We start from the raw sequence: 1,665 nt of genomic DNA on the forward strand, positions 1-1,665 counted from the left end.
AATGTCCCGGTTTTGTGAATAATCTCTCTGCTTTTTGAAGCGCCGGGAGATTTTTGCTTCAAAAATCATAAATCTGTGACACAGGTACTTTGCCTTGTTAATATCTCAGATTATTTTGTTAATATCCTCTTGTTTTCGTTTTCTTAGCGTGTATTATTTTCATCCTATTTATAGGCATATCATTTAAAAATACTTGTTAATACTGACTTACAGACGGTTTAACATATCTGTTGATCGGATTTGAGTCGGGCAAAAATTATGTCCGTCAGTACCCGAAAATTATATGCTAAAACACTCCAAAGCACTTTAGACTGGAAATGAATCCAGCCTTTCCAATTGCATGTACGTATATTAAAGCCTCGTTTAATATTTGAGATGATGGCCTCCATGGCGCTTCGCCATTTTTTAAGCCGTGTTTCCATGTTTAAGCTACTGACAATATTCTGCATTCTACCAACAACCTTATTAAACACGATATTAGCAATGCCTGCCTTTTTTGCACTTTCCAGGTTGATTAAACTGGCATATCCTCCATCGGTAGCGCTGTCGCGAGGTATTATCCCATAGTTTTGGATGATATTGTCAATAGTTGGTTGAAACAATAATTTATCGGATGGGTTACCCCGCAAAATCTGACAATCCAGCACAAGATTGCTCTTCCCTGCGGCCAGATTTATTTTGTGACCAAAAAGTGCTTCCCGCTGACCTTTCACAATAATATCGGTGTGTTGCTCATAAATCGAAAATAATTTTTCTTCATTGGGAACTTTTTCACCTTCGATTTCCTTGCGATAGGTTACGTCATATACCTGTTGCATCAAGCTAAGTAACTTAGTCAGTTCTTGCTGTATGACAAAAGCGATAATACTCGTGGACTTTTTTTTTATCGCATTGGAGCTTTGATTGATCACCTTAGTGAAAAGAATTAATTGTTTATGAAAAAGAGGGAGCCGATCTGCTTCCTTACGTTTGACATTAATTTCATAAAAGGTTTTCTTTGCTGATTTTGTATAATTTATAAAATCAAGCGTATCAATTTCTTGCTTCAATTGTTCCAATAATCGGGTACTTGTTTTTACACAATCCCATACCAAGGAGTTATTGGTAGGGTAATGAATATTGGTTTTAACAACGGTCGAATCCTGAGAAATACTTTTCACATCTTCCAAGCCCTCACTAATGGCAATTCTATTAACTTCCACGAGCAGTCGATGCAAAGAGTCCGGTTTAATCCGGGAAATATATTTTTGAAACATCTGAAAACTGAATGGATCGCGACCATCTAATTTTAAAAAAGCTTCACAAATCCTGGAGTCGTTTTGTGCATACTCCAGTTCTCTGTATTCCATTCCTCGCATTTCCTTAAAAATGGCTGCACGAACAATTTGTTCAACACTGGGAGTATCCTGCCGTCCAAAAGTTGAAGCTTTCTCATCCCCTATGATATCTTTCCTTAGCATCAAAATGAGATCAGGTCGTGATTCTAAAATTATATCAATCACACAATACTCCGGATTAGCAGACCAATCAGGCGTTTCGAATTTCAAAAGTAAATCGTTGAATATTTTCATAGAGTCTGTATCTTTGATTCTAAGATACAATGAACTTTCGTGATAAATGCTCCCAATCCCTTGTATTTATTAACAATTTGAGTTTATAGACAGA

General features: G+C 36.6%; 1 protein-coding gene. It reads right to left on the reverse strand.

Features of this window, described 5'->3' with window-relative positions; all coding sequences use genetic code 11:
* Positions 1-218: 218 nt before the first annotated feature.
* Positions 219-1,571, reverse strand: a complete 1,353-nt coding sequence (locus tag WCM76_16845; GenBank protein ID MEI6767300.1) for an ISNCY family transposase — start codon at positions 1,569-1,571, stop codon at positions 219-221.
* Positions 1,572-1,665 lie beyond the last annotated feature (94 nt).

The sequence above is a fragment of the Bacteroidota bacterium genome (assembly GCA_037133915.1).
GTDB lineage: Bacteria > Bacteroidota > Bacteroidia > Bacteroidales > CAIWKO01 > JBAXND01.

Excerpts from the sequence above, each read along its gene's own strand:
- WCM76_16845 (MEI6767300.1), bottom strand. The coding sequence starts at position 1,571 with ATGAAAATATTCAACGATTTACTTTTGAAATTCGAAACGCCTGATTGG.